We start from the raw sequence: 21,717 nt of genomic DNA on the forward strand, positions 1-21,717 counted from the left end.
AGAAGAGGTCACTTCCCGGCGCTCAGCACCTCGGGTTCGCCCAGGGAGAGCATCAGCCGGTTCGCCCAGTTGAAGAAGGCGGCACAGCTGAGTGCGTCGATGATGTCGCCGTCGTCCAGACCCGCCGCACGCAGCTGCTCGACATGTGCGACGCCGAAGGACTGCGGGGTCAGGGTCAGCGCCACCGAGGCATCGACGACGGCATCCCACACCTGATCACCGAGGTGACTCTTCGTACCGATTCCCTCGTCGAGGAGGCGCTGGACGACGTCCCGACGCCCGGATTCCTCGGTGGCCCGATCCGCGTGGACCGACGCACAGAACAGGCACCCGTTGAGCCGGGAGGCCGCGGTCGCGGCGAGCTCGCGTTCGGCCCGGCCGAGTCCGTCGGTGGTGTTGAAGAAGATGTCGAAGTCGGTCAGGGTCCGTGCCTTGAGTGCGGCAGGATCCCTCGCCAGCAGCCGGAAGTACGGGTTCTTCGCCCGTCCGGCCTCGATGAGGGCATCCCGTTGGTCATCGCTGAGGTCCGCCTCGGCGACGGGAGCGATCCACGGCACCCACCCGAGCCCACCTTGCTGGAACAGCTTCGGGCGGTGGAGATTCGGATACGTCTTCACCCGGTCGCCGACGGCTTGCAGAGCTTCGTCCACCCTCGCCGAGGCGGGGCTGTCGTCGGCATCGTCCGTCTCGTCCGCGGATTCGCCTTTTGACCGGTCCGCCTGGTGCGGTTGGGAATCCGCGGTCGCGGAGGCCGCATCGGTGAGTGCGGCAAGACCGGTGCTGATGCGGATCTGGAAGTTGAGGAAGGAGACGAGCTGAGCGAGAGTGACGATCCCGTCCTCGTCCCATCCGGCCTCGAGCAGCAGCCCGAGGTGACCCGGGCGGCTGTCGCGCGGATGGAGGACGAGGAGATGAGTGAATTCGAGTCCTGCCGTCAGCTTCTCACCGAGTCTCTCTGTCGTCGCCTCGGCGGCAGTCAGCCACGGCCCGGGGACGTTCTCGTCAGCCAACGCCGCGGATTCGAAGATTCCGTAGGGACCAGCTGTGCCGGCAGCCGCAGTCGCCTCGTCGAGGAGTTCGGCGACCGCCCAGGACACGGACTCGTCTTCGTCACGCAGGAGATCACGGTAGAACTCCTCGGCCCGCTCGGAACCGAGCAGCCCCGCGGTGAACGCGGCGACCGCATAACGGTCGCGGTAGCTCACGCCCTTCGGATCAGCGGGTTCGAGCAGAGCCTCGAAACTCAGCTGAGCATTCTCCTTCGCCTGCGTCCGGTGATCACGCAGCTCATCGAGAGGATCATTCGCCGAGATTCCGGCGAGCAGGTTGATGATATCGGCCATCTCAGTGCACCCTCTCCTTGGTCACGGAGAACCCGAGGGCGGGTGCCACCTCGGTGGCCAGCAGTTCGATGGACCGCAGAGCGGTCTCGTTCGTCGCCGGAACCGAGTGCACCTGGAAGCTGACGTCAGTGGCCCGATCGAGGACGCGGTCATGCTGCAGACGTTCGCTCACCTGCTCGGGCGTGCCGAGGTATGTGTCGGTGGCGACGAGGAGCTCATCGAGGCTCAGCCCAGAGGTGTCATAGCCGACGAGGCGGTCGGCCTCGGCCCGCAGTGCCGGTTCGGTGATCTCGCGCAGCCGGGGCAGATCCTCGGCATCGGCGACCACGGCGGTGCGGGAGGCGAGGATGCGCGGTTCGGCCCCCTCGGGCAGCTGGGAGAGATAGGTGTCGATGACCGGCAGCTGCACCTCGTCGAGGCGTGCCGCCGGATTGTCCTGGGGACGCGGCTGAGTCCGCGAGAGCATGAGACCGTCACCGGCAGCGCCTGCCGCACCGGCTCCGCCGGCGGAGAACGTCGCCTGCCACAGTCGTCGCTCGAGGCTCGGACGCTGCCCATCGGGAGCAGGGTAGAGACCGTGGTCGGTGGGCAGCCGGTCGCCTGAGAACAGTGTGCGCAGGGTCGTGAGGTTGTCGGCGAAGACCTCACGACGCTCATCGAAGCTCGTGCCGAAGGCGGGGAACGACTTCGGGTTCCCGCCCGAGCCCAGACCGATCTCGAGGCGACCGCCGGAGAGCTCGTCGAGGACGGCGGCGTCTTCGGCCACGCGCACGGCATTCTCCATCGGCAGGGTGATGATCGCGGTGCCCAGAGAGATTCGGGTGGTGCGGGCTGAGGCGTGGGAGAGGAAGACGAGTGGGGAGGGCAGTCCGCCCTCTGCCGCGGAGAAGTGATGCTGGGCGACCCAGGCCGAATGGAAGCCGAAGTCCTCCGCTGCCTCGATCTGTTCGAGGGCGAAGCGATACCGGTCTGCGGCGGGGGCGTCTTCGAGCAGGCGGGTGAAGAATCCGAGCCTCGGTCCGCCTACCTGAGTATCGGTCGCCTGAGCGTCGGTGGGTTGAGGGGTCATGGTTCTCAGCTTTCTGCTGCTGCGGTGAGCAGGGTCGGGGTTGCCGGTCGATTGTTCGCAGGCGCTGCAACGGCCGACAGCGTCGCGGGACGGGGGATCGCCTCGAGCAGAGTGCGGGTGTAGACAGAGCTGGGGCGAGTGAAGATCTCTTCGGTCGCGCCGTCGTCGACGAGGTGTCCGTGCGACATCACGGACACCGTATCAGCGATCTGGCGGACGACGGCGAGATCATGGGTGATGAAGACGTAGGTCAGACCGAGCTCCCTCTGGAGCTCGTCGAGCAGTGTGAGGATCTGCGCCTGCACGGTCACGTCGAGAGCCGAGACAGCCTCGTCGAAGACGACGAGTTCGGGTTCGACGATGAGGGCGCGGGCGATCGCCACTCGCTGCAGCTGTCCGCCGGAGAGTTCGGCGGGACGCCGGTCGAGGAAGTCGGCAGGCAGCGCCACCCGGTCCATCGCTTCGGTCACGAGCCGCGGTCGGGAGGCGCGATCGCCGAGGCGGAAGTTGCGCAGAGGCTCCGTCAGGGTCGACCGGATCGAATGCTTGGGATCGAGAGCGGAGAACGGGTTCTGATGGACGAGCTGCACGGTTCGCCGGAACTCCCGCAGCCGCTGCCGTGAGGGACGACCGCGTCCGAGCTCCGCAGCATCGAAGTCACCGATGCGCACATGCCCGGACTGCGGGGTGAGGAACCCGGTCAGCGCCTTGCCCGTGGTGGTCTTGCCCGAGCCGGACTCGCCGACGAGACCGTGCGTGGTCCCGCGCACCACGGTGAAGTCCACCCCCTCGATGCCGGTGATCCGATCATCCGTACGGTCGAAGACATGGGTGAGCGATTCGACGGAGACGAACGGGTCTGCGGACTCCCTGGTCGCCTCGGCGCGGGCAGTTCGCGCCTTCGTCTGCAGTGCGGGAGCATCGGCGATGAGGCGGGAGGTGTAATCGGTGGCCGGGTCGGAGAAGACCCGTCCGGCCGGCCCCGATTCGACGATGCGTCCGCCCTGCATGACCACGACCTCGTCGGCGCGTTCGCCGGCGACGGCGAGATCGTGGGTGATGAAGAGGATGCCCATCCCGGTCTCGGCGCGCAGTTCGTCGAGGAGGTCGAGGACCTGCTTCTGGACGGTGACGTCGAGGGCGGAGGTGGGTTCGTCGGCGATGAGCAGGCGCGGGCGTAGCGCGACGGCAGCGGCGATGAGCACACGCTGTCGCATTCCACCGGAGAGCTCATGCGGGAACTGGTCGGCCCGCTTCTCCGGCTGGTCGATACCGACCCGGTCCAGCAGCTCGATGACCTGGGCGCGAGCCTCGGCGCGGCCCGCGCGACGATGGATGCGCAGCGCCTCGGCGACGGATTTCCCGACTGTCTGCAGCGGATTGAGCGAGGAACCCGGGTCCTGCGGGACGTAGCCGATCTGCGATCCGCGCACACCGCGCCAACCGGAGGTGCCCAGGCTGAGCAGATCAACCTCGCCGAGGCGGATCCGCCCGGCCGCGACCCTGGCCGAGGAGGGAAGGAGACCGATGACGGCGTTCGCCGTCGTCGACTTCCCCGAACCGGATTCCCCGACCACGGCGGTCATCGAACCGGGACGGACCACGAGATCGAGCTCGCTCACGGCCGGGGCCGCGGAGCCGCCTCGGTGGGAGTAGTCGACGGACAGGCCGTCGATGCGCAGCAGTGAGGAGTCGGTCATGATGTCACCTTTCGCAGGGTGTTGCCGATCTGGTGGGTGGCGAGCACGATGGCCATGACCACGAGGCCGGGCAGCACTGTCAGCCACCAGGCGGTGGCGACGAAATTGCGGCTTTCAGCGATGATGAGTCCCCATTCCGGGGTGGGCGGCGGGGTGCCGTAGCCGAGGAACCCGAGCGTGGAGATCTGGAGGATCGCCGAACCGACCTGGAGGACCGCCAGCGAGAGCACGGGAGAGATCGAATTCGGGAGGATATGGCGAGTGAGGACGGAGAAGAAGGTGCCGCCGGAACCGTAGGCCGCGGCCACGAAGTCGCTCGTATTGATCTGCACCGCCTGTGACCTGGCGAGACGCGCAAACTGGGCGATGGCGGTGACGCCGACGGCGATGGCCGCGTTGATCGTGCCGAAGCCGAGGACCACGACGATCGAAAGGCTGAGCAGGATCGCGGGGATGGACAGCAGCACATCGATCAGGCGCATGAGCACATCGTCGACGAGCCCGCGCCGGGTGCCGGCGATCAGTCCGATCGTGGTGCCGACGATCAGTCCGACGCCGACGGCCACGAGCGCGGCCAACAGGGACTGGGAGGCGCCGTAGACGACTCGGGTGAAGGCATCCCTGCCGGTCTGGTCGGTGCCGAACCAATGCTCGAGACTCGGTGCCAGCAGGGCAGGGGTGTCTCCGCCGTCGTTGGGGTCGAAATGGGTGAACAGGCCGGGGACCAGGGCCCAGGCGATGGCGATGAGCAGAACCAGAGCGGAGACGATGGTCGCCGGGGAGAGCGCGGCGCGTGCCCGGCCGCCGCGTGCGCGCCGGGTCTCGGTGCCCTGGTCGCGGGTGAAGACGATGCTCATGAGTTCTTCTCCTTCGTCTCGTCATCCCAGTCGAGGTCGACGCCGACGCTGGCCGCGGATGCCGTGAGAGCGCGACGTGTGGGTTCGTCTTGGCTGCGCAGGGTCCTGCCCGCCGAGGAGGAGCTGCGTTTCGTGCGCAGCCGGACGTCGATGACGGGGTAGAGGAGGTCGACTGCGAGGTTGATGATGACGTAGCCGAAGGTGGCGATGACCACGACGGCCAGCAGGATCGGATTGTCCCGGTGGGTGACCGCTTGGGCGGTGATGAGTCCGATGCCGTTGCGGCCGAACACGGTTTCGGTGACCACTGCGCCGGCGACGAGTTCGCCGAAGACGAGCCCGATGATCGTCAGCCCCGGCAGCACCGCATTGCGGGCGACGGTGTGGACGAGGATCCACAGTTCGGAGGCGCCCTTCGCGGTGGTGACCTTGACGAAGCCGGAGGCCTGCACCTCGGTGATGGAGCGGATGAGCACCTGGGCGATCGGGGCCGAGAGCGGAACCGCCACGGTCAGGGTTGGCAGCACGAGCGCCTCGGCGGGGCCGGGATCGACGACTGAGACGACGCCGAGCTGGAAGGAGAAGACCTGGATGAGCAGGATCCCGAGCCAGAACACCGGGATGGAGATGAAGAGACTGGGCACCGAGTCGAGGACCCGGCGCACCCGAGCCGTCGGCCCGGTGGACGGTCCGAAGGTGGCGAAGACGGCGATGATCACGGCGAGGACGAGGGCGGTGACGAACCCGGAGGCCGCGAGCACCGCGGTCGACGGCAGAGCCGCAGCGATGATCGTCGACACGGCCGCGCCGGTCTGGACCGAATAGCCGAAGTCGCCCGTGAGGAACCCGGTGAGGCTGAGGACGTAACGCGACCACCAGGAGTCGTCGGCGCCGGTGGCCTCACGGATCTCAGCGATCTGGTCATTGGACAGACCCAGCGCCGGATCGGCGAAGCGGGCAGTGACGCCGTCGCCGGGGATGAGGCTGAGCAGGATGAACGCCGCGGTGAACGCGAGCAGCAGCACGAGGACCGCTTGGCCCAGGCGCAGGAAGAGGTAACGGGTGTCGAGGATCATTTCTCTCCTGCCAGCCAGGTGCTGTAGAAGTCGGGCCGTCCCACGGGTTCGGTGGCGAAGCCGTGGACGCGGCGGCGGAAGGCGAAGACCTGCGGCTCCTCGAAGAACGGCAGCACATAGGCCTGGTCGACGAGGTAGTCCTGGACCGCCTCGGCGGCCTGCTGGCGCTTCTCCTGGTTCGGTTCGGACGCCAGAGTCTCGAGGAGTTCGTCGACCTTCGCATCGACCGAATCGTCGTCGGCGTCGGGGCGGTCGGCTCCGTTGAGGAAGACATCGCGGTTGACAGACGAGTAGTTCGAGCGCAGGTTGTCGAAGTCGGCGCGGGCGACCATGGAATGGTAGATCTGCACGGTGTCGAGTTCGAGGGCGTCGAGGGTCTGCTTCGATTGGTCGCCGGGATTGATCGACAGGCGCACGCCCACACGGCGCAGCTGCTGTTGGATGAGGGTCTGGACCTCGTTCGACCGCGGCTGCGGCAGAGCGATATTCACCGTCAGCGCCAACGGCTGCCCGTCTTTGACACGAAAGCCCTGCCCGTTGCGCTCACTCCACCCGGCCTTGTCGAGGAGGCGGTTCGCCTTGTCCGGGTCGAAGTCCCACGACCCCGACTGGTCGACATACCCCATGGCGCCCTTGGCCAGCAGACCGGTGGCCAGCGGGTAGTTCGGGGTGAAGAGCTTGTCGACGATCTCCTGGCGATCGATGGCGGCGATGAGCGCTCGCCGGACGTCGATATCGGCAAGCAGGTCGTGGCGGAATCGGAAGTTGATGCTGTTGTTGATTCCGTTCGTCGCCTTCGCATAGAGGCGCAGCCCCTGCTCGGTCACACGGGACTCATCCGGTGCTTGGACGTCGCGGACGCCGTCGGCCTGCCCGGAGAGCACGGCTCCGATGCGCACGGAGTATTCGTTGTTGGTCAGATAGTCGATGCCGTCGAGGTGGGCTCGGCCCTGGTGCTTCAGATGCGGGGGAGCCCAGTCGTAGTCTTCGCGGGCACGGACTGAGAGCTTCGTGCCGATGGTCTCGGCCGTGATGTGGAAGGGCCCGCAGGTGTGGATCTGCGTGGCTCCGCCCGGGCCGAAGCCTTCGGCGTCGAGGTCGAGAGTGGAATCGGCGAGCAGTCCTGCGTTCATCGTCGACGTCGCCTGCGCGAAACCGGGGGAGGGGGCGGAGAAGTGGAACCGAACCCGATGCTCGTCGAGGACTTCGCTGCGCTCGTAGTTCGAGATCTGCTCGGACACCGGCAGCGTGCGTGCTTCGTCGCCGCGACCGAACAGGTCGAAGTTCTTCGCCACGTTCTCAGGTGTCAGCGGTGAACCGTCAGAGTAGGTCACGCCCTCACGGATGGTGAATGTGTAGGTCGTGGCATCGGCGTTCGTCTCCGGCAGTTCGGTCGCCAACCACGGATAGAGCTCGAGTGTCTTCGGATCCTGCCACAGCAGGCGTGCGGAGATGTTGTTCATGATCCCGCCGTTGGGGTAGAAGCCGACCGACGGCGGGTAGAGCAGGGTCCAGGTCTGGGGTTCGAAGTAGGTGAGCACTCCACCGCGGACGGGTTCGCCCTCGGCCAGCGAACCGGAGTCGTGGGGTGTGCAGGCGCTGAGGGTGAGCAGAGCGCCGAAACCGAGACCGAGGCTGAGGACCGAACGGCGGTCGAGGCGGCGCTGAGTCAGACGCGCGGAGGCGGAGAGACGGTCCGGCATGGAAGAGGTCCTTCGGGCAAGTGGGATGGAACAGAGGGAGATGAGTGTGATAGTTCAACAATATGCGGACATCGCAGGTGCCGTTGACGGCAGACAGAGGCGGTGTCCGGCATGGAGCCCGAAGTGGATGTGCATGCCATGAGTAAAGCGCATCCGTGCAATCACCGTCAATCCGGGGCTTAATATTGAGACATGTTGAACAGTGCGGAATTCGATCATCTCGTCATCGCCGTCCCAGATCTGCAGAAATATGTTGAGCAATGTGAGGGTCGTCTGGGGGTGAGTGCGGTCGACGGCGGTGCCCATCCGGGCTTGGGAACGGCCAACGCACTACTCGGACTCGAGCTCAGCGACGAACTCTCCGATTCGCTGGGACTCACACGACAGAGCAGTCCGAACCCGCTGACGTACCTCGAGATCCTCGGCCCCGATCCCGAGCAGGACCCTGCGCTGGCGGCCACGCGGTTGGCCGGGATCACCGCGCCGACCGTGCAGAGGTGGGCGATCCGTCCGGACGATTTCGACGGCTTCGTCACGGCCGCTGCGCTGTCACGGGAACCGCGCGTCCGCCTCGGCGAGGTCCATGACATGACCCGGCGCAGACCGGACGGAACCGTTCTCGACTGGCGTCTGACCAGGCGCGCCCCGCTGCCGTGGTCGGGGATCCAGCCGTTCCTCATCGACTGGAAGGACTCCGAGCATCCCGCGATGCAGGAGATGCCGTCGGTTCGGCTCGAGCGCCTGTGGGCCACCAGCGACGACCCGGATACGGTCGGGGAGGTCCTCGACTTCTTCGGCATCGGACTCGACATCATTGCCCTCGATGTCGAAGAAGGGGAGACTGAGGGCCTACACGCTCATCTGAAAGGTCCGGGTGGATCATGGACTCTCTGAACACCATTCCCGCACAGCTCGACCACCTCATCATCACGGTGCCCGACCTCGACGCCGGGGTCGCCGCCGTGGAAGAGGCCACCGGGCTGCGCGCGGTTCCCGGCGGTTCGCACCCGGGACGGGGGACCGCGAACTATCTGCTCGGACTCGCCCCGACGGATTGGCCGGACGGAGCCCACACCTACCTCGAGATCCTCGGCCCCGACCCGCAGCAGGAGCCGCCCGCCGACGGCACTCTGCCGCTCGACGCGCATCTGGCCACCGAGCCGACCCTGCAGACCTGGGCCATCCATCCGCCGGCGTTCCTCGCGAAGATCGCGGCCGCGAACACCGCAGGCATCGACTTCGGCGAGGTCCAGGACATGGCTCGCGACACCGCCGAGGGCGATCGCCTCGAATGGCGACTGACCACCCGTTCCCCGCTGCCGCATGAGGGTGCACAGCCGTTCCTCATCGACTGGGGCGAATCCGTCCATCCCGCTGAGGCGGCCCTGCCGACCCTCGAACTGCTCGATTTCCGTGTGGAATCGCCGGAGCCCGAGGCGGCGCGGCAGGTGCTCGAGGTGCTCGGGGCCGGTGACACTGCGGTGGTCGAGGGGCCGGACTGTCGTCTGCGTGCCAGGTTGCGCGGGCCCGGCGGCGTGCTCGAGTTCTGACTTCGCCGAAAAACAGGCTGAGTGTCGAGACACGGGTGTGTGCGCACGTTTCTCGACACGTAACCCGTTTCTCGACGGATCGGCAGGAGATAGACTCACAGGCGTGCTCAGTCGAACCCGTCTCGCCTCCCGTCCACGCCTCCGCACCCTGACCTCGCTTGTCGCTGTCTCGCTGCTCGTCGGACTGAGCGCCTGCGCGCCCGCCGCCGACGAAGAGACGCGGCCGACTCCGAAGGCGGCCGAAACGCAGGCCGCCTCGCCGGACCCGAGCGACTCAGCCGAGGCCAAGCCGAGTGAGTCGCCCACGCCCACCGAGACCGCAAGCGTGGAAGACGCGGGAGCGGCCGGAGTCAGCGAAGACGATATCGACGATCATGGCAGTGGCAAATGGGACCGGCCGAAAGAGGAGACCGGGCCGAACCGCGACGAGGGCAAAACCTTCAAGGTGGCCCTGCGCGTCGAGGACAACCTGCCCATCGACGTCGATGAGGCCGGCGACTTCATCATCAAGACCCTGCAGGACGAACGCGGCTGGCAGGACATGGACGACGTCTCCATCGAGCTCGTCGATGAGGGTCAGGACACGATGATCTCCATCGCCAGCCCCGATACCGTCGACGAGATGTGCCTGCCGCTGCGGACCCTGGGCAAACTCTCGTGCCGCAACGGACCCAATGTCATCCTCAACGCCAAGCGCTGGGTCTCTGCCACCGAAGAGTTCGACGATATCGTCCAGTATCGGCAGTACCTCATCAACCACGAGGTCGGTCACGCTCTCGGCCATGGCCACGAATCCTGCCCCGGACCAGGCAAGACCGCACCGCTCATGCAGCAGCAGACGAAGGGCCTGCAGGGGTGTGAGCCGAACGGATGGCCCTCGAAAGGCTAGTTCCGCGACAGTCGCGGACAGACTCCGGCCGATACAGCGCAGGCCCCGCAATTGCGGGGCCTGCGCTGTCATTGCGTGGACGTGCGTATCAGTGCTTGGGCGAGCGGGGCCGCAGAGAGTAGTCTCCGGCACCCTGCGTGGCCTTCTCGTACTCGATCTCATCGCTGACGGAGCTCGCACCGGACGGGGTCAGCGATCCAGGCTGTTCGACGACGGCGATGCTGTCGGTCGCGACGACCTCACGCTGATGGTCCGTCGGGGCGCCCGCATCGATCTTCGTGGCCAGGGCCTTCTCGCGAACGAACATGAGGATGACTGCCGCGATGATTCCCAGCGGGCAGACCCACAGGAAGATCGGCACGAGTGCATCGCTGTAAGCATTGACGATGATCGAATGGATCGGATCGGGCAGCGACTTGACCACTTCGGGGGTCAGTGAGTTCGACCCCGTGCCCTTCATCGCCTGGGCACCCTGGGGTCCCAGGGACTTGATGCCGTCCTCGAGGTTCGACGCCAGCCGCGAGGTGAAGAGCGAACCGATCAGCGACATGCCCAGCGTGCCGCCGATCTGCCGGAAGAAGTTGTTCGACGCCGTCGCCGTGCCGACCATCGCCACCGGGAACGAGTTCTGGACGATGAGCACGAGCATCTGCATCGACAGCCCCAGGCCGAGGCCCAGCACACACAGGCAGCCGATGACGACGAGAACGTTCTGATCGGCCGTGACGAAGGTCCCCATGAGGAAAAGGGCGACGCCGACGATCGCGCTGCCGAGCACCGGGTACCACTTGTACCGTCCCGTCTTCGAGACGACGAAGCCGATGATGACCGAGCTCGGCAGCATCACGGCCATCATGGGCACCATGAGGAGACCGGCCTTCGTCGCCTCGATCCCGTGGGCCATCTGCAGGAACGTGGGCATGTACGAAAGGACGCCGAACATGCCGATGGCGATGCACATGCCGGCGATCGTGCAGAGGACGAAGTTCGTGTCCTTGAACACGAACATCGGGATGACGGGTTCGGGAACAGCCTGTTCGACGAACACGAAGACGACGGCGCTGATGACGGCGATGGCGATGAGTCCGATGATGATCGGATCGTCCCAGTCGTACTGATGCCCGCCCCACGAGGTCGTGAGGATGAGTGCCGAGGTGAATTCGGCGATGAGGATCATTCCCGCGACATCGACATGGCGTTTGACCGACCGATCCGACTTGGGGACCTTGAGGAAGAGGATGGCGGCGATGAGCGCGAGCACGCCGAACGGAAGATTGAGAGCGAATGTCCAGCGCCAGCCCGGACCCTCGGTGATCCAGCCTCCGATCAGCGGTCCCGCCACCGAGGTGACCGCGAAGTTCGCCCCCATGATGCCCATATACGGGCCGCGTTTGCGCGCCGGCACAACCGCGGCGATGAGAGCCTGCGAGAGGATGATGAGACCGCCGCCGCCGAGGCCCTGAATGACGCGTGCGGTGATGAGGACGGCCATGTTGTGGGCCAGGAAGCCGACGATCGAACCGAGGATGAACATGCAGATGGCGAAGATGAAGATCTTCTTCCGGTTGAACGAATCGCCCAACTTGCCGTAGATCGGCATCATGATCGTCGACGCCAGCATGAACGCCGTCGAGACCCACAGCATCTGGTCGACGCCGTTGAGGTCACCGACGATGGTCGGCAGGGCCGTGGCCAGCATGGTCTGGTTGAGCGAGAACATGAACATTGCCAGCATCAGGCCGGTGAATAGCAGGATGACCGACGAGGTCTCGATCTCCGGCTCCTCCTCGGCGCCGTGCTGCTTCTCGGCAGCGGGCTCGGTGGCGGTAGTGGTCATTTCAGCCTTTCTAAGAGGGTCAGGAACAGTTCGATCGAGGAGGTGAACGCCTGGTCCACCCGTTCGTCGTCCAATTCGTGTTCGGTGTCGAATCGCGCGGAGGCGAAAGCATGCTCGAGCGGGATGCTGCATAGCTGCGCGAGCATCCGCGTGGCCCGTGCGGCGGTGTCGTCATCGGCAAAGGTGATTCCGCGACGTTCGATCCGCCGGCGGATGCCGGTGATGATCTGCTCGGAGTAGTGCCGCTTCGTCTCCATGCTGAGCATGCCGAGGTGCGGATGCCGAGCCTGGATCGCGCGCAGCTTCTGCTTGTTCGCTGACCGCGGCAGCAGGAATTCGAACGCGGCGCGGATGGTGAAGGAGAGATCCTCCACCAGACGCTCGCGCCGGGGCTCGAAGTCCTCGATGAATCGCTGCAGAGCGTCGGCGATATCGTCAGAGGTCGTCAGTCCGACGATCGCCATCTCCTTGGTGGGGAAATAGTTGAAGAACGTGCGCGTCGAGACCTCCGCAGCTTCCGCGATCCGAGCCACAGTCACCTCGTCGAGTCCATGATCGAAGACGAGATCGACGGCCGCGGCGTGGATGGATGCGCGGCGCTCACGGGTCTGACGCTCGCGCAGGGATTCGGTCGGTTCGGAACTCACCAGAAAATTATGCACCTCTTGCAAATTTGCACCAAATGCAGAAATGCATTCAATGCATTTCTCGACGGTGATGTTGTTCACATTCCGTCGTCGGGCCGTCGACAGGTGGGAATATATGTCCGCATGCACCTGTTGATTGAGTCGTATACGCTCAACTTTGAAAGAGGAGGTCAGCTTTGGCCACATTCTTCGGACCCGCAGGCTCGGGCGGAGACTCGTTCGACGAGTTCCTCGCTCGTTTCCTCCAGGGACAGACCGGAGCCCGCCGAGGCCGTTCCGTCGACATCAACCGACTGCTGAGCAAGCGCAGCCACGAGGTCATCGAAGCGGCCGCGGAGTTCGCAGGACGACACGGTCAGTCCGAGGTCGACGCGCTCCACATCCTGCGCACCATGGTCGATTCCGAACCCGGAATCTCCGCCGTGCGCCAGGCCGGCGCCGATCCCGAGGCCATCGCCCATGCGATCGAGGAGCGCCTTCCGGCCAGCACCGACACCGAGGCGGATTCCACGCCCACACTGACCGGTTCGGCCCAGCGCGCCCTGCTCGACGCCTACCAGGTGGCGCGCGCCTTCGGGTCGACCTACATCGATCCCGAACACATGTTCTTCGCCTTCGTGCTCAACCAGGAGATGCCCGCCGGTCGGATCCTCGCCCAGGCAGGCGTCACCCAGGCTGCACTGCAGGCCGGTGCCGAGGCGGCCGAAGCCGCAGGCATGCACCCCGGCCAGGAGGCCGAAGGCGAGGACGGTCAGGAATCCGTGCTGGAGAAGTTCGGCACGGACCTCACCGAGCTCGCCGCCGTTGGCAAACTCGATCCCGTCATCGGCCGCTCGGAGGAGATCGAGCAGACGATCGAGATCCTCGCCCGCCGGACGAAGAACAACCCGGTTCTCCTCGGCGAGGCCGGTGTCGGCAAGACCGCGGTCGCCGAGGGGCTCGCCCAGGCCATTCACTCCGGAGAGGTGCCCAAGCAGCTGCAGGGCAAGCGCATCATCGCGCTCGATATGCCCGGAATGCTCGCCGGCACCCGCTACCGCGGTGACTTCGAAGAGCGCCTGACCGGAGCGCTCAACGAGATCGCCGATGACGGAGACATGATCGTCTTCGTCGACGAACTCCACACCCTCGTCGGTGCCGGCGGCAACGGCGAGGCGAACTCGATGGACGCCGGCAACATCCTCAAACCGCGTCTGGCCCGCGGCGATCTGCACATGATCGGCGCGACCACGCTCAAGGAGTACCGCACCATCGAGAAGGATTCGGCTCTCGAACGTCGCTTCCAGCCGGTGACCGTGGGTGAGCCGAGCGTCGAGGATGCGGTGACGATCATCGACGGGCTGAAGGACCGCTACGCGGAGTTCCACGAGGTCACCTACACCGCCGAGGCGGTCCGCGCGGCCGTGGAGCTGTCGAACCGCTACATCACCGACCGGTTCCTGCCGGACAAGGCTATCGACCTCATCGACCAGGCGGGAGCCCGGATGTCGCTCAGGCGCGGACCCGCGGTCGATATCGATGCACTCAAGCTCAATCTCTCCGAACTCGAAGCGGAGAAGAAGTCCGCTATCGAGGTCGAGGACTACGAGCGTGCCGGCCGTGTCCGCGATGAGATCAACGAGGTGACCGCCCGGATCGAATCTGCTGAGAATCCGGACGCGGAGGCCGCGAAGACCGCTGCCGCCGAGGCGATCATCGGTGAACAGGAGATCGCGCATGTGGTCTCCCGGGCCACCGGAATCCCGGCAGCACGGATGACGCAGAGCCAGAAGGCACGACTGGCGAATATGGAAGAGGTCCTCCACGACCGCGTGGTCGGACAGGACGAAGCCGTGACCGCCGTGTCGCGCGCAATCCGCCGCAGCCAGACCGGTATGGCCGATCCCAATCGGCCTATCGGCAGCTTCCTCTTCCTCGGCCCCACCGGTGTCGGCAAGACTGAGCTGGCGAAGGCTCTGGCGCAGACCCTGTTCGACGACGAGTCGGCCATGATTCGCTTCGATATGAGCGAGTTCGGCGAACGCCACACGGTGTCCCGCCTCGTCGGTGCTCCTCCCGGCTACGTCGGCTACGACGAGGCAGGGCAGCTGACGGAGAAGGTCCGCCGTCGCCCGTATTCGGTCATCCTCCTCGACGAGGTCGAGAAGGCCCACCCGGATGCGTTCAACCTGCTGCTGCAGGTCCTCGACGACGGACGACTCACCGACGGCCAGGGCCGCACGGTCGACTTCCGCAACACCGTGGTCATCATGACCTCGAACCTCGGTTCCGAGTTCATGTCCGGTACTCCGCTGGGCTTCGCTTCCGGGGCTGCGGGAGACGCGGAGAAGGATCTCAAGGCCAAGGTCATGGGTCGCCTCAAGGAGTTCATGCGGCCGGAGTTCATCAACCGCATCGATGACACCGTGATGTTCTCGCGGCTCGATCGCGAGCAGCTGCGGTCCATCGTCGATCACCAGCTGGCCGCGTCGAAGCAGCGCCTCGAGGCTCAGGGCATCGCCCTCGACGTCTCGGCAGAGGCTCTCGACTGGCTGGCCGATGAAGGCTACGAACCCGAGTTCGGTGCCCGTCCGCTGCGTCGCGCGATCCAGCGCGAGCTCGACGATCGCATCGCCGATCTCCTCGTCACCGAGGCGGTCGATGAGGGCGGCACCGTGCGTGCCACTGTCGAAGGCGGCGCACTCAAGGTCGTGGCCGGCACCCTCCCGGAGCCGATCATCGCCTGATCACCGAGGCGGCCCGGCACCGGCCGTCGCCACAGAGCCCGGGGCGGAGGATTCTCATCCTCCGCCCCCGGGCTCTTTTGTGTTCCTGATTCAGCCCGACACCGCGGTGGTCGCCTCGGGCTGGGGGTCGTTCGCTCCGAGGATGCGGTTGAGGACGAGTCGTTCGCCGAGCGTCCACGTGGTCGTCGTCGCCAGATAGAGCGCAGCGGCCAAGGGGACGAAGAGTGCGAAGATCGCCGTGAGGAACGGCATGAAGCTCAGGGTCTTCATCACTCCTGACAGATCCGGCATCGCCGGAGCATCTGCCCCGTTCTTCGCCGGGGGAGCGGTCGGAGTCTCGGGTGTGGCCGGGGTGAGCAGGTGTCGGGAGAATCCCGCGACGACGGCGATGAGGACGACGAGGATGAGGTAGACCGTGATAGCGGTGCCGGTCAGATCGCCGGTGCCGAGCAGTTTGACGAAGCTCGTGCTCAGCGGCAGGCCGAAGAGCGTATGCCCGAGCAGCTCATTGGCATGCCCGCCGATCGTCGCATTGATGAAGAGACCGTAGACCGCCATGAGCACTGGGGTCTGTGCCAGCACCGGCAGACATCCGGCAAAGGGGGAAGCATTCTCCTCTTTGTACAGCTCCATGAGCTTCTGCTGCATGAGCTCGGGCTTGTCTTTGTACTTCTTCTGCAACTCGCTGATCTTCGGCGCCAGTCGTTTTCGAGTGATGCCTGCCCTGACCTGGGACACCCCGACGGGGACGAGCACGGCGCGGACCAGGACGGTGAGCACGATGACGGCCAGGGCGGCACTGAAGCCGCCGGCGAGTGGTTCGAGAATGTCGCTGATCCCCGTGACCACCGTGTAGGCGGCCTCGACGAGCAGGCGGATGGGCAGGAATTCGTAGATGTTCACGGGTGAGTGTCCTTCGGACAGGGCGCACTGAGGCGCGGTTGAATGGGCCGTTGAAGGCCATCACCGTGACAATTGCCCGCGCCGAGGCGGGGGAGGCGTTCCGTGCGGAACAGGTCGTTCAGGCGATGGCGTGAACGACGGTAGAGGGGGCTCTGGGCAGGGCCGTACCTGGAGTTCCGGGCTCTTCCGGCATGCGGAATTCGCGGATGCTTCGGCGCGTGCCCGGCAGAGACGGCGGGCGCGCCGACAGCGAGAGCACACGCAGCAGAGCCATGCTCGCCCATGCGGCGATCGGCGTCAGCAGGGCCGCTCCGAGGAGAGCCAGGACGATGAGATGCGTGGGGGACTGGGGCACGACCGAGTCGAGGTCGGAAGAGAGCACGACGACGAGCAGCTGCAGAGTCAGCCACATATTCGCCATCATCTCGCTCCCTTCCCGGTGCGTCGATGCTAACACGCGGGCCTGTGCGGAGGTCTCAGTCCTCTGCGTCGGCGGCGAGGTCCGGATCTCGGGCGAGACGCACGAGTGCGGCCGCGAGGCCGGCGAGGTCGTCGTCACCGACCAATGCGGTCAGCTTCTCGTCCTGCTCCGGCAGCCCGGCCGTCTTTGCGCCCTTGCGGACGAGGGGGTCGAAGGCGGGCCTCACCGAGGGCCAAACCTGCTGGACCTCTCGGAGGAAGATTGACGCTCCGGTCGGACCGATGCCGGTGAATTCCTGCAGCAGCCTCGCAATCCGACCAGGCTGCCCCTCGGCCTCATCGCGCAGCTTCCGCAGGTCCCCGTCCCAGCGGTCGATGAGCAGATCGGCGGCCTCGGCCAGACGGGTGGCGGTGCTCTCGTCGTAGCGCCGATATCCGCCTCGACCGAGCGCATCGACCCGTTGCTGCCACGTGCTCGCGCGCAGACGCTGCGGCGTCCTCCACTTCGCCGAGAACAGCTCGCGCGCGCTCGCGAGGGCGATGTCGGAGCTGATGCGCGTCGACAGGAGCAGGCTGAGGACGAGCAGCTGCCACAGCGGGGCCGGCTTGTCCCGGAGAGTGATCGCAGCCTCCGCGGCGAAGGTGCGCCCGTGCGCATCGATGAGTCGAGCGGCGTGTTCTCGCTGTGTGCTCATGCGGCCGATCCTATGTCCGGGCCCGGTCGAAGAGTCAAGGGCCACCGGAGCCTCAGCCGCCGGTGCCCGTCCGCTCACAGCGGCACGGTCCCGCTTCCAGCGGATCCGCGCCCGGTTCGCTGCCGCCGGGTCGCACAGTTGAGACATGCTTACACGCCCCGCAGCCACACTGTCCATGTTCTCCGACTCCGACGAGGTCGACGCGGCCACCGCGATCCCCGAATCCCAGCGCATGCTCTACGCCTACCGGTCCGTTGTCTTCAACGGCGAGCTGCGGGACGAGAACGGAATGGAGATCGTCTCCCGACTCGTCCTCCTCTCCGCCGAGGATCCGCGTTCCGATATCCACCTGTGGATCAACTCTCCCGGCGGATCCGTGCCGATGATGCACGCGATCTCCGACACCATCGCCGCCCTGCCCAATGACGTGGTCACGATCGCCTTCGGGTGGGCCGCCTCGGCGGGACAGTTCGTCCTCAGCATGGGAACGCCCGGACGACGTCTCGCCCTGCCTCACGCCCGTATCCTCCTCCACCAAGGATCGAGCGGGATCGGCGGAGCCGCCGCCGACATCGAGCTGCAATCAGCTGACCTCCGATCGGTCAGAGACACCGTCCTGCACCGGATCGCCGAGGCGACCGGAAAGACCTACGACCGCATCTTCGAAGACTCCCTGCGTGACCGGTGGTTCACCGCCGAGGAGGCGATCGAGTACGGACTCATCGATCGCGTCATCGACTCCCCGTCCGACCTTCGAGCTCAGATCGGAGGAAGCCGATGAGCCAGTACACGATCCCCAATGTCGTCGACCGAACCGGTGGCGGCGAGAAGATCGTCGACGTCTACTCGCATCTGCTCGGCAACCGCATCGTCTACCTCGGCGTGCCCCTCGACGACGGGGTGGCGAATACGATCATCGCGCAGCTGCTCCACCTCGATTCGAGCAGCAGGGACCTGCCGATCAGCATGTACATCAATTCCCCGGGCGGCTCCCTGACCGCGATGACGGCGATCTTCGACGCAATGCACCACATCGGCGCACCCGTGGCCACCACCTGCGTCGGGCAGGCGGTCGCCGATGCGGCCGTGCTCCTGGCCGCCGGAGAACCCGGCCAGCGGGCCATGCTCGCACATGCCCGCGCTGTCCTGCGACAGCCGCATGCCGAAGGGGCGCGGGGCACGATCCCCGACCTCATCGTCGCCGCAGACGAGATCGTTCGGCAGCGGCGGGACGTCGAAGAGATGCTCGCCGACAGCACCGGTCGGACCTCAGAGCAGATCCACCGTGACTTCGATCGCGACCTCGTCCTCGACGCGAAGGCGGCGCGGGACTTCGGACTCGTCGACGTCATCCTCTGACCGCGTACTCTCACCGCGGTGGGCGGAAGTACTCCCCGAGGATGACGACGGGGTCCGGACCGGGTCGCTACGATCGGAGAATGAGACCGGACCGTCCAGACCGCCGCGCGCGCAGGCGAGTCGTCCTGCTCACCGTAGCCGCAGCGGTGCTGCAGCTGCCGTTCGCCATCGTCCTCGCCGCGGCGACCGAGACGTCTGCGGCCGCGATGATCATCCGCATCGGCACCGCGGTCCTCTCACCGGCGATCTTCATCTTCGCAGCGCGGTGGCCAGGACCGCGCGTGGCAGTACTGGCAGGGCTCGTCCTCCTCGACGTCCTCGTGTGGGCGGCGGCGACGCCCGATCCGGGCCCCGGCGGATTCGGCATGGGACCAGGTGCGTGGAGCGACCGCGGTCCCTGGTCGCCCGCGGAGGCCGGGCCCGGGACGACGCCGTTCTACGCTGCCTTCCTCTTCGCCGTCGTCGCCGCGATCGTCCGCGGAAATGCAGTCTGGGCGATCGCCTCGGCGGCGGGGGCCTGGGCGGGCTGCCTGCTGCTGGGTCCCCTGCTGGGAATCGACTGGTCGGTAGGACGGGTGGTTTCGGCGACGATGGGACTCGCCATCGCCGTGGGCATCGGCGCATTCGTCCGCCGCCGCAGCGAACTCCGTCGCCAGGAGGCAGCCCAGCAGAACGCGCGTCGCGCCGAGGTCGCCCAGGCCGAACGACTGCGCATCGCCCGGGACCTGCACGACGTCCTCGGCCATGCTCTGTCCCAGATCAACGTCCAGGCCGGAGTCGGCGAACACCTCATCGACCGCGATCCGGAACAGGCGCGGTCCGCACTCGCGGCCATCAGAGAACTCAGCCGCACAGGGCTCAATGAAGTGCGCACCGTGCTGCACACGATGCGCTCCGACACCGGTGCTGCGGAAGGCTCCGGACCGGCGCCCTTGGCTCCGATCCTCGGGCTCGACGCCGTTCCGGCGCTGGTCTCCCGCCTCGTCGGCTCCACTGACATCAGGGTGGACGATCGGCGGGATACGGACGCCGAAGGAGTAAGAGAGACACCCGGCCAGTCAACGGACGCAGCCGCCTATCGGATCATCCAGGAAGCACTGACGAACGTGCTCAGACATGCCGGCGCCGGCAGCGCACGGGTCGTCATCGCACGGAGCTCGGATCGGCTGCGGGTGAGCATCAGTGATGATGGGACAGGACTCCCAGACGGAGTCGAAGGGACGGGAATCATGGGCATGCGCGAGCGGGCGAAGCTGCTGAAAGGGTCACTCGTCCTGACCTCGGAGGGGCGGCAGGGAACCACCGTCGACGTCGACCTCCCCTGGAACGCCGACACCATAATGACACCGGACGAGGAGCCGCACCGATGACACCGATCCGAGTCGCCATCGCCGATGACCATCAGCTCGTGCGCGCCGGCTTCGCCTCACTGCTCGACTCCGAGGACGATATCGAGGTCACGATCCAAGCCTCCGGCGGGCACGCCCTGCTCGAAGCGCTGCGCACAGCACCCGTCGACGTCGCCCTCATGGACATCCGCATGCCCGACGGAGACGGACTGTGGGCGACGGAGGAGATCGCCGCCGATCCGCGGCTCGACGCCGTCCGCGTGGTGCTCGTGACCACTTTCGGACTCGACGAATACATCGTCCGCGCCGTGCGCGCCGGGGCGAGCGGTTTCCTACTGAAGGACACCGACCCGACCGACCTCATCCGCGCCGTGCGGGTCGTGGCCGCCGGAGAGGCCCTGCTCTCGCCCGAAGTCACGAAATACCTGCTCTCCCGCATGTCCTTGGGGCTGAAGGCAGAACCCGACTCCGGGCTCGACGTTCTCACCGACCGCGAACGCGAAGTTCTCGCGCTCGTCGGCCGCGGTCAGTCGAACGACGAGATCGCCGAATCGCTCGTGCTCTCCCCGCTGACCGCGAAGACCCATGTCTCGCGCATCATGACGAAGGTCGGGGCCAGAGACCGCGTCCACCTCGTCGTCCTCGCCTACGAATCGGGACTGGTCTCGCCCGGCTGGCTGAACGAGCACTGAGTTCTGCTCCATGCGGAGCAGCGCAGGTGACTCCCGTCGGCGGATTCGCAGCGACAGGCTTGCGGTGTGTCATTGATGTCAGGTCCACGAACGGCGTGGACACCCGCCAAGGAGGCATCATGCACATGGAACACGGACCGCTGGCCTGGCCGTTCTTCTTCCTCATCCCGATCTTCTGGGTCCTCGTCATCGGACTCATCGTCACCCTCATCGTGACCCTCAACCGTCGCCGGTGGCGGCAGGCCGGGGGACCGCCGTGGGCAGCTGCGGCACGAGAGGGAACAAGGAGCGCCGAGGCGACTCTGGCCCAGCGCTTCGCCCAGGGGGACATCGAGGAAGCCGAATATCGCGCCCGACTCGAGGTGCTGCGGGCGAACCGGCTCGAGGCCGGGAACGGCTGAGCCGCTCAGGCTGCGAGAGCGAGCCGTACCTGACCCGCTGCCGGCGGAGCGGGTGCGGCTCGCGTCATATCGGTCGCCGACAGCAGCGCGGTCGCAGGGACCCCGGAAGTCAGGCCGAAGGCGGCGAGCACGAGGACCTGCGGCAGCTGGAGCCCGAGCACCTCGGCCACTGCCTCGATGACCTCCGACGACGGGTCCTTGAGACCGCGTTCGACCTCGGAGAGGAACTGGGTCGAGACCCCGGACCGATGGGAGACCTGAGCCAAGGTGAGACCCAGATCGGTGCGGCGCAGTCGGAGAGCGCGGCCGAGCGCCTCACGCCACAGCGGCGGCGGGGTCGAGCTGTGCGGGAGCATGTCGGTCATGGGATGAGCCTACGGTCGGTGGGGCCGCCTCGGCGAGGGTTTCTGCTGTCAGCAGATGAGAATGACTGACGTGAAGTGGCTCACAGGTGTTGCGGAAACGGCAGGAGGTTAAGTTAGGCTGGCCTACGTTAATGTC

Annotated in this window: 21 protein-coding genes; 9 read left to right on the top strand and 12 right to left on the bottom strand. The window is 66.4% G+C overall.

Annotated features, from left to right (window positions below; genetic code table 11):
• Positions 1–8: 8 nt before the first annotated feature.
• The 6 genes from AC3CD9_RS00940 to AC3CD9_RS00965 are packed head-to-tail and all read right to left on the bottom strand — an operon-like array spanning position 9 to position 7,748.
• The gene (locus tag AC3CD9_RS00940; protein WP_488365890.1) at positions 9–1,343 is read right to left on the bottom strand and encodes an alkylhydroperoxidase domain protein; all 1,335 of its coding nucleotides are present in this window, start codon (positions 1,341–1,343) and stop codon (positions 9–11) included.
• 1 nt (position 1,344) lies between these two features.
• Complete coding sequence (locus AC3CD9_RS00945; protein ID WP_488365892.1) at positions 1,345–2,412, bottom strand: putative FMN-dependent luciferase-like monooxygenase; 1,068 nt, start codon at positions 2,410–2,412, stop codon at positions 1,345–1,347.
• Positions 2,413–2,417: 5 nt separating this feature from the next.
• Positions 2,418–4,112, bottom strand: a complete 1,695-nt coding sequence (locus tag AC3CD9_RS00950) for a dipeptide ABC transporter ATP-binding protein (protein WP_488365893.1) — start codon at positions 4,110–4,112, stop codon at positions 2,418–2,420.
• Positions 4,109–4,969 (bottom strand): ABC transporter permease, encoded by an 861-nt coding sequence (locus AC3CD9_RS00955; protein ID WP_488365894.1) that lies wholly within the window; start codon positions 4,967–4,969, stop codon positions 4,109–4,111. Before AC3CD9_RS00955 ends, AC3CD9_RS00950 begins: the two co-directional genes overlap by 4 nt.
• Complete coding sequence (locus AC3CD9_RS00960) at positions 4,966–6,045, bottom strand: ABC transporter permease (RefSeq protein ID WP_488365895.1); 1,080 nt, start codon at positions 6,043–6,045, stop codon at positions 4,966–4,968. Before AC3CD9_RS00960 ends, AC3CD9_RS00955 begins: the two co-directional genes overlap by 4 nt.
• The gene (locus AC3CD9_RS00965) at positions 6,042–7,748 is read right to left on the bottom strand and encodes a TIGR04028 family ABC transporter substrate-binding protein (protein WP_488365896.1); all 1,707 of its coding nucleotides are present in this window, start codon (positions 7,746–7,748) and stop codon (positions 6,042–6,044) included. Before AC3CD9_RS00965 ends, AC3CD9_RS00960 begins: the two co-directional genes overlap by 4 nt.
• Before the next feature lie 192 nt (positions 7,749–7,940).
• On the opposite strand from AC3CD9_RS00965, the gene AC3CD9_RS00970 reads away from it, so the two are divergent.
• The 3 genes from AC3CD9_RS00970 (at position 7,941) to AC3CD9_RS00980 (ending at position 10,187) form a co-directional block, all read left to right on the top strand.
• Positions 7,941–8,642, top strand: coding sequence for a VOC family protein (locus tag AC3CD9_RS00970; protein ID WP_488365897.1), 702 nt, complete (start codon positions 7,941–7,943; stop codon positions 8,640–8,642).
• A complete protein-coding gene (locus AC3CD9_RS00975; RefSeq protein ID WP_488365898.1) occupies positions 8,630–9,298 on the top strand; it encodes a VOC family protein in 669 nt (222 codons plus the stop codon). The genes AC3CD9_RS00970 and AC3CD9_RS00975 overlap by 13 nt, the downstream gene beginning before the upstream one ends.
• A gap of 103 nt (positions 9,299–9,401) precedes the next feature.
• A complete protein-coding gene (locus tag AC3CD9_RS00980; protein ID WP_488365899.1) occupies positions 9,402–10,187 on the top strand; it encodes a DUF3152 domain-containing protein in 786 nt (261 codons plus the stop codon).
• 88 nt (positions 10,188–10,275) lie between these two features.
• On the opposite strand, the gene AC3CD9_RS00985 is transcribed toward AC3CD9_RS00980, so the two are convergent.
• On the bottom strand, positions 10,276–12,024 hold the full coding sequence (locus AC3CD9_RS00985; RefSeq protein ID WP_488365900.1) for a DHA2 family efflux MFS transporter permease subunit: 1,749 nt from the start codon (positions 12,022–12,024) through the stop codon (positions 10,276–10,278).
• On the bottom strand, positions 12,021–12,671 hold the full coding sequence (locus AC3CD9_RS00990) for a TetR/AcrR family transcriptional regulator (protein WP_488365901.1): 651 nt from the start codon (positions 12,669–12,671) through the stop codon (positions 12,021–12,023). The genes AC3CD9_RS00985 and AC3CD9_RS00990 overlap by 4 nt, the downstream gene beginning before the upstream one ends.
• Positions 12,672–12,847: 176 nt before the next feature.
• Here AC3CD9_RS00990 and AC3CD9_RS00995 point away from each other — a divergent pair, with 176 nt between their 5' ends.
• Positions 12,848–15,397, top strand: a complete 2,550-nt coding sequence (locus AC3CD9_RS00995; protein ID WP_488365902.1) for an ATP-dependent Clp protease ATP-binding subunit — start codon at positions 12,848–12,850, stop codon at positions 15,395–15,397.
• 90 nt (positions 15,398–15,487) lie between these two features.
• On the opposite strand, the gene AC3CD9_RS01000 is transcribed toward AC3CD9_RS00995, so the two are convergent.
• The 3 genes from AC3CD9_RS01000 to AC3CD9_RS01010 all read right to left on the bottom strand — a co-directional run bounded on the left by AC3CD9_RS01000 (position 15,488) and on the right by AC3CD9_RS01010 (position 17,415).
• Positions 15,488–16,300 carry a YidC/Oxa1 family membrane protein insertase gene (locus tag AC3CD9_RS01000; protein WP_488365903.1) on the bottom strand — a complete coding sequence of 271 codons (813 nt, stop codon included), beginning with the start codon at positions 16,298–16,300 and terminating at the stop codon, positions 15,488–15,490.
• A gap of 118 nt (positions 16,301–16,418) precedes the next feature.
• On the bottom strand, positions 16,419–16,724 hold the full coding sequence (locus tag AC3CD9_RS01005; RefSeq protein ID WP_035320514.1) for a hypothetical protein: 306 nt from the start codon (positions 16,722–16,724) through the stop codon (positions 16,419–16,421).
• A 52-nt stretch (positions 16,725–16,776) separates the two neighbouring features.
• Positions 16,777–17,415, bottom strand: coding sequence for an endonuclease (locus AC3CD9_RS01010; RefSeq protein WP_488365904.1), 639 nt, complete (start codon positions 17,413–17,415; stop codon positions 16,777–16,779).
• A gap of 175 nt (positions 17,416–17,590) precedes the next feature.
• On the opposite strand from AC3CD9_RS01010, the gene AC3CD9_RS01015 reads away from it, so the two are divergent.
• The 5 genes from AC3CD9_RS01015 to AC3CD9_RS01035 all read left to right on the top strand — a co-directional run bounded on the left by AC3CD9_RS01015 (position 17,591) and on the right by AC3CD9_RS01035 (position 21,216).
• Complete coding sequence (locus tag AC3CD9_RS01015) at positions 17,591–18,196, top strand: ClpP family protease (RefSeq protein WP_488367483.1); 606 nt, start codon at positions 17,591–17,593, stop codon at positions 18,194–18,196.
• Positions 18,193–18,774 carry a ClpP family protease gene (locus tag AC3CD9_RS01020; protein ID WP_488365905.1) on the top strand — a complete coding sequence of 194 codons (582 nt, stop codon included), beginning with the start codon at positions 18,193–18,195 and terminating at the stop codon, positions 18,772–18,774. Before AC3CD9_RS01015 ends, AC3CD9_RS01020 begins: the two co-directional genes overlap by 4 nt.
• An 80-nt stretch (positions 18,775–18,854) precedes the next feature.
• Positions 18,855–20,144, top strand: a complete 1,290-nt coding sequence (locus AC3CD9_RS01025; protein ID WP_488365906.1) for a sensor histidine kinase — start codon at positions 18,855–18,857, stop codon at positions 20,142–20,144.
• Positions 20,141–20,815 carry a response regulator gene (locus tag AC3CD9_RS01030; RefSeq protein ID WP_488365907.1) on the top strand — a complete coding sequence of 225 codons (675 nt, stop codon included), beginning with the start codon at positions 20,141–20,143 and terminating at the stop codon, positions 20,813–20,815. Before AC3CD9_RS01025 ends, AC3CD9_RS01030 begins: the two co-directional genes overlap by 4 nt.
• 119 nt (positions 20,816–20,934) lie before the next feature.
• Complete coding sequence (locus AC3CD9_RS01035; protein WP_139469354.1) at positions 20,935–21,216, top strand: SHOCT domain-containing protein; 282 nt, start codon at positions 20,935–20,937, stop codon at positions 21,214–21,216.
• Positions 21,217–21,221: 5 nt separating this feature from the next.
• Here AC3CD9_RS01035 and AC3CD9_RS01040 read toward each other — a convergent pair whose 3' ends face one another.
• Positions 21,222–21,581: a helix-turn-helix domain-containing protein gene (locus AC3CD9_RS01040; protein WP_488365908.1), complete on the bottom strand. Its 360-nt coding sequence runs from the start codon at positions 21,579–21,581 to the stop codon at positions 21,222–21,224.
• Positions 21,582–21,717: the final 136 nt, after the last annotated feature.

The organism is Brevibacterium sp. MGP-B1 (assembly GCF_057766545.1).